3 protein-coding genes and 1 pseudogene are annotated in these 6,046 nt (G+C 72.9%); 3 read left to right on the top strand and 1 reads right to left on the bottom strand.

Features of this window, described 5'->3' with window-relative positions; all coding sequences use genetic code 11:
- On the bottom strand, positions 1-478 hold a 478-nt coding region (locus AC2W7G_RS07845), incomplete at its 3' end, for a DUF445 family protein (protein WP_485867936.1).
- Positions 479-667: 189 nt separating this feature from the next.
- Between AC2W7G_RS07845 and ypfJ the strand changes: the two genes are divergently transcribed.
- The 3 genes and pseudogenes from ypfJ (at position 668) to hrpA (ending at position 5,979) form a co-directional block, all read left to right on the top strand.
- Positions 668-1,558, top strand: coding sequence for a KPN_02809 family neutral zinc metallopeptidase (ypfJ, locus tag AC2W7G_RS07840; protein ID WP_485867935.1), 891 nt, complete (start codon positions 668-670; stop codon positions 1,556-1,558).
- The gene (locus AC2W7G_RS07835) at positions 1,555-2,325 is read left to right on the top strand and encodes a CPBP family intramembrane glutamic endopeptidase (RefSeq protein WP_485867934.1); all 771 of its coding nucleotides are present in this window, start codon (positions 1,555-1,557) and stop codon (positions 2,323-2,325) included. Before ypfJ ends, AC2W7G_RS07835 begins: the two co-directional genes overlap by 4 nt.
- Positions 2,325-5,979, top strand: a pseudogene (gene hrpA, locus AC2W7G_RS07830) (ATP-dependent RNA helicase HrpA). Before AC2W7G_RS07835 ends, hrpA begins: the two are co-directional and overlap by 1 nt.
- The last annotated feature ends 67 nt before the right edge of the window (positions 5,980-6,046 follow it).

The following is a 6,046-nucleotide window of genomic DNA, read 5'->3' as shown; positions in this document are numbered from 1 at the left end:
TCGAGTCGCGGCGCGGCGTCGCTCGACGCACGTCCGCGCCGACCCGGGCGCCGACGTCGACCAGGCGGCGTCCGTGGTCGGGGTCGCTCAGCCACGTCCCCACCCGCTCGCTCACCCGGGCGTCGGCGAGGCGCTCGCGCACGACGTCCTCGTGCAGGAAGTTGTCGGTGACGAACTCCTGCAGGCTCTCCCCCAGCATCTGCTTCTTGCGCGGGATGATCGCGGTGTGCGGCACCGGGACGCCGAGCGGGTGGCGGAACAGGGCCGTCACCGCGAACCAGTCGGCCACGGCACCGACCATGGCCGCCTCGGCGGTGGCGTTCACGTAGCCGGCCCAGCCGTCCTGGCCGTGCGTCAGCACGAAGACGACGGCGGCGAGCAGCAGCAGGCAGGTGGCGACGGTGCGCATCCGGCGCAGCCCACGGCGCCGGACCTGGTCGGAGGCCGACAGCGCGGACGGCACGGCGAAGGAGGTCACGCCGCCACGGTAGAGCGCCTCCGCCCTCCCCCGCCCCCTCCCGCGACCGCCGACTCCCGCTCGAGCAGGGCGGTGACCTGGCGTCCACGCCGGCCCCGCCGGTGGACGCGGGCTCACCGCCGACGTCCCCGTGCGAGGCCCGATCGTCTCGACGGGCTGGACCGGGGCCGGCTCACTACGATCCGAGGGGTGAGCTTCAACGACGACGCGGGACTCGACACCAGCCAGGTGAGCGGCGGCGGACGCGGCGGCGCCCTCATCGGCGGCGGCATCGGCGGCGTGCTGATCCTGCTGGTCGGCGCCTTCCTCGGGGTCGACCTGTCCGGCCTCACCGGCGGGTCGACCAACCACTTCGAGTCGAGCACCGTCTCCAGCAGCAGCGGGGACTTCTCCCACTGCCGGACGGGTGCCGACGCCAACCGGTACGACGACTGCCGCATCGTCGGCACGGTCAACAGCGTCCAGGACTACTGGCGCGACGCGCTCCCGGCCGACGTCGGGCGCCAGTACCGCGACGCTCGCACCGTCATCTACTCCGGCGCCACCCAGTCACCGTGCGGCACCGCGTCGAACCAGACCGGCCCGTTCTACTGCCCCACCGACGAGCGGGTCTACATCGACGCGTCCTTCTTCGACCAGCTCTCGAGCACCTACGGCGCCGACGGCGGCACGCTCGCGCAGATGTACGTCGTCGCCCACGAGTACGGCCACCACGTCGAGAACATCCTGGGCATCCTCAGCAAGTACCAGGACCGGCGCACCGGCGCGACGAGCAACGGCGTGCGCATCGAGCTCATGGCCGACTGCCTGGCCGGCGTCTGGGCCAACCACGCGGCGTCCACGCAGGACGCGAACGGCGTCACCCTCATCGAGCCGCTGACCCAGCGCGACATCGACTCCGCGCTGTCCGCCGCCGCGGCGGTGGGCGACGACCACATCCAGTCCGAGCTCGGCGGCGGGTCGGTGAACCAGGACTCCTGGACGCACGGCTCCAGCGAGCAGCGGCAGCGCTGGTTCACCACCGGGTACGAGTCGGGCACCATCGGGGCGTGCGACACCTTCGCGACGAACTCGCTGTGACCACCGTCCCGCGGCGCGGACTGCGGGCCGAGGTCTGGATCGTCCTGGGCCTGTCGCTGGGCCAGTCGGCCGTGTACGCGGTCGTCAGCCTGCTGCGCAAGGCGCTCTCGGACGCCGGCATCGGCGGCTCGACCGCCACCCTGAACCCCACGCGCGACGTCAACGCGTGGCTGGACCTGCTGCTGAGCCTGCTGAGCATCGGCTTCGCCCTCGTCCCGGTGGCGCTCGCGCTGTACCTGCTCTCCAGCGACCGGCGGTGGGACCCGACGCTGCCCGGCGTCCGCGCCCGGCTCGGGCTCGGCGGCGACCGGCCCGCGTCCGACGTGGCGTGGGGAGCGGTCCTGGCCGCGGTCATCGGCATCCCGGGCCTGGGCGTCTACTTTGCGGGACGGGCGCTCGGCGTCACCGCCGAGGTGGTGGCCAGCGACCTGTCGGCGTACTGGTGGACGGTCCCCGTGCTCGTGCTGTCGGCCGTGCAGAACGCGGTGCTCGAGGAGGTCGTGGTCGTCGGCTACCTGTTCACGCGGCTGCGCCAGCTGCGCTGGGGACCGGTCGCGATCGTCGTCGCGGCGGCCCTGCTGCGCGGCTCGTACCACCTCTACCAGGGTGTCGGGCAGGGCCTGGGGAACGTCGCGATGGGGCTTCTGCTGGGATGGTTCTACCTGCGCACCGGACGACTGTGGCCGTTGATCGTCGCCCACACGATCCTGGACGTCGTCGCGTTCGTCGGGTACGCCCTGCTGGCCGACACCTTGGGACTTCGCTGATGAGCACCACGGAGAGCACGATGCGGATCGAGTACGACCCCGCGCTCCCGATCACCGACCGCCACGACGAGATCGCGGCGGCCCTGCGCGACCACCAGGTCGTGGTGGTGGCCGGCGAGACCGGGTCGGGCAAGACGACGCAGCTGCCGAAGATCGCCTACGAGCTCGGTCGCCGCGCGATCGCGCACACCCAGCCGCGGCGCATCGCGGCCCGCTCGGTGGCCAAGCGCATCGCCGACGAGTGCGGCGTCGAGCTGGGCACCGAGGTCGGCTACGCCGTGCGGTTCGACGACCAGCGCGGCGACGCGATCACGCTGCTCACCGACGGACTGCTGCTGGCCGAGCTGGCGAACGACCGCGACCTGAGCCGCTACGACACGATCATCATCGACGAGGCCCACGAGCGGAGCCTGGCGATCGACTTCCTGCTGGGCTACCTCGTCCAGCTGCTCCCCCGCCGTCCCGACCTCAAGGTCGTCATCACCTCGGCGACGATCGCCGTCGAGCGCTTCGCCGAGATGTTCGGCGGCGCCCCGGTCATCGAGGTCAGCGGACGCACGTTCCCGATCGAGGTGCGCTACCGCCCCTTCGTCGAGCGCGAGGACGGCGACCCGCTCCAGGCGATCGCCGACGCCATCACCGAGCTGCCCCGCGAGGGCGACGTGCTCGTCTTCCTGTCCGGCGAGCGCGAGATCCGCGACACCGCCGAGCACCTGCAGGGCAAGAAGTGGCCGCGCACCGAGATCCTGCCGCTGTACGGACGCCTCTCGGCCCAGGACCAGCAGAAGATCTTCGCCGCGCCGAGCGGCGGCCGCCGGATCGTCCTGGCCACGAACGTCGCCGAGACGTCGCTGACCGTGCCGGGCATCCGGTACGTCGTCGACCCCGGCTTCGCCCGCGTCTCGCGCTACAGCCAGCGGCTCAAGGTGCAGCGCCTGCCCATCGAGCCGGTGTCGCAGGCCTCGGCCCGTCAGCGCGCCGGCCGCTGCGGACGCGTCGCCGAGGGCATCTGCATCCGGCTGTACTCCGAGGAGGACTTCGAGAGCCGGCCCGAGTTCACCGACCCCGAGATCCAGCGCACCAACCTCGCGTCGGTCCTGCTGCAGATGGCCGCGCTCGAGCTGGGCGACGTGACGTCCTTCCCGTTCCTGGACAAGCCGGACTCCCGCGCGGTCGGCGACGGCGTCGTGCTGCTCACCGAGCTCGGCGCGCTCGTGCACGGCCGCGACGGGACCCCGCGCCTGACCAACCTCGGACGCACGCTGTCGCGCCTGCCGCTCGACCCGCGCATGGCCCGCATGGTGATGGCCGCGGACCGGCTCGGCTGCCTGGCCGACGTCCTGGTCATCGTCTCGGCGATGAGCATCCAGGACCCGCGCGAGCGTCCGCTGGAGCACCAGCAGGCCGCCGACGAGAAGCACGCGCGCTTCCGCGAGCCGGACTCGGACTTCCTGTCGTACCTGTCGCTGTGGACGTACCTGCGCGAGCAGCGCGAGTCGATGAGCCACTCGGCGTTCCGCCGGATGTGCCGCGACGAATTCCTGCACTACCTGCGCATCCGTGAGTGGCACGACGTGCACTCCCAGCTGCGCCGCACGGTCAAGGAGCTCGGCATGAGGCCCGGACGCAACGGCGCCGACCCCGACGCCGTCCACCAGGCGCTCCTGCACGGGCTGCTGTCGCACGTGGGCCTGCGCGAGGGCGACTCGCGCGAGTACCTGGGGGCGCGCAACGCCAAGTTCGCCATCTTCCCCGGCTCGGGCCTGGCCAAGAAGCCGCCGCGGCTGGTCATGGCCGGCGAGCTGGTCGAGACGAGCCGGCTGTGGGCGCGCGACGTGGCCAAGATCCAGCCCGAGTGGGCCGAGAAGGCCGGCGAGCACCTGGTCAAGCGCAGCTACAGCGAGCCGCACTGGTCGATCAAGCGCGGCGCGGTCATGGCCCGCGAGCGCGTGTCGCTGTACGGCGTCCCGCTCGTCGCCGACCGCCTCGTGCAGTACGGCCGCGTCGACCCGGTCGTCTCGCGCGAGCTGTTCATCCGCCACGCCCTCGTGCAGGGCGAGTGGCGCACGCATCATGCGTTCTTCGCCCGCAACCGGGCGTTCCTCGACGAGGTCGGCGAGCTCGAGGACCGGCTGCGCCGCCGCGACCTGCGCGTCGACGACGAGACGCTGTTCGCCTTCTACGACGAGCGCGTCCCGGCCGACGTCGTCTCCGGCCGCCACTTCGACTCCTGGTGGAAGAAGGCCAAGCACGAGCAGCCCGACCTGCTCACGTTCGACCCGTCGATGCTGCTCGCCGACGACGTCGACGCCGACGTGGACGAGCTCTACCCGACCGAGTGGTTCTCCGACGGTGCGGCGTACCCGCTGACCTACCGGTTCGAGCCCGGCGTGGTCGAGGACGGCGTCACGGTCGACATCCCGCTGGAGCGGCTGCTGGCCGTCTCCGAGGGCGAGTTCGCCTGGGGCGTCCCCGGTCAGCGCGCCGAGCTGGTCTCGGCCCTGCTGCGCAGCCTGCCCAAGCAGCTGCGCCGCCAGCTCGTGCCCGCGCCGCAGCACGCGGCGACGCTCGCTCCGGCGCCTCGACCCGGCCGACGGCGACCTGGCGACGGCGCTGGCCCGCCAGATCAAGGTGCAGACCGGGGTGCTCGTCGAGCCGTCCGACTTCGACTGGTCGTCGCTGCCCGCCCACCTGCGCATGACGTACCGCGTCGTCGAGGACGGCGACGAGCTCGCCCGCGGCGACTCGCTCGACGAGCTCCGCACCCGCCTGCGCGACCACCTGCGGGCCGACCTCACCGAGACCGCGCGGGCCGAGGAGCGGACCGGCATCAAGGCGTGGGACGTCGGCACCGTCGAGCGCACGATCACCGCCGGCCAGGTGACGGGCTACCCCGCCCTGGTCGACGAGGGCGCCCAGGCCGGCGTGGCGCTGCGCGTGCTGGAGACCGAGGGCGAGCAACGAGCCGCCATGGTCAAGGCCCAGGCGCGGTTGCTGTCGTACGTCGTCGCGACGCCCGTGCCCCAGCTCGGCCGCACCCTCGACGTCCGCACCAAGCTGCTGCTGTCCACGGGACCGTACGCGGACGCCGCCGCCGTCATCGAGGACTGCTTCCTCGCCGCGCTGGACGAGCTCGTCGTGCGCCACGGCGGCCCGGCGTGGGACGAGGCAGAGTTCTCGCTGCTGCGCGAGCAGGTCCGCGCCGACGTCTACGACGTCGCCGAGCAGGCGCTGCGGTCGGTCGTGCAGACCCTGCAGAAGCTGGGCGACGTCGTCCCGGTCGCCGGCGGCTCCGACGCGGCCGAGGACGCCAGGGTGCAGCTCTCGTGGCTGGTCTACCCCGGCTTCGTCCGCGACGCCGGCACCGCCCAGCTGCGCCGGATGCCGCTCTACCTGGAGGCGACCCGGCGCCTGCTGGCGGCCGGCACGCACGTCCACCTCGCGGACGTGCAGGACCTCGAGGCGCGGTTCTACGCGCTCAGCGACCGGCTGCGCCCGTGGCAGCGCCAGGAGCCGGACGTGCGCCATGCGCGCTGGGCGCTCGAGGAGCTGCGCATCGGCCTGTGGGCCCAGGACCTGCGCACGGCCCACCCGATCTCGGTCAAGCGCATGACGAAGCTGCTGGACGCGCTGGAGGCGCGCGCCGGCGCCTGAGCCGCTGCCACGGCTCGGGCGTCAGCACCGCGGACGCACGCGGGCGGGCCGGGATCGGCTCCCGGAC

It is taken from the genome of Aeromicrobium sp. PFPM2_SD2, assembly GCF_057364525.1.
Note: the sequence above shows the minus strand (reverse complement) of the source record. Positions and strands in the feature narration are given on the sequence as shown.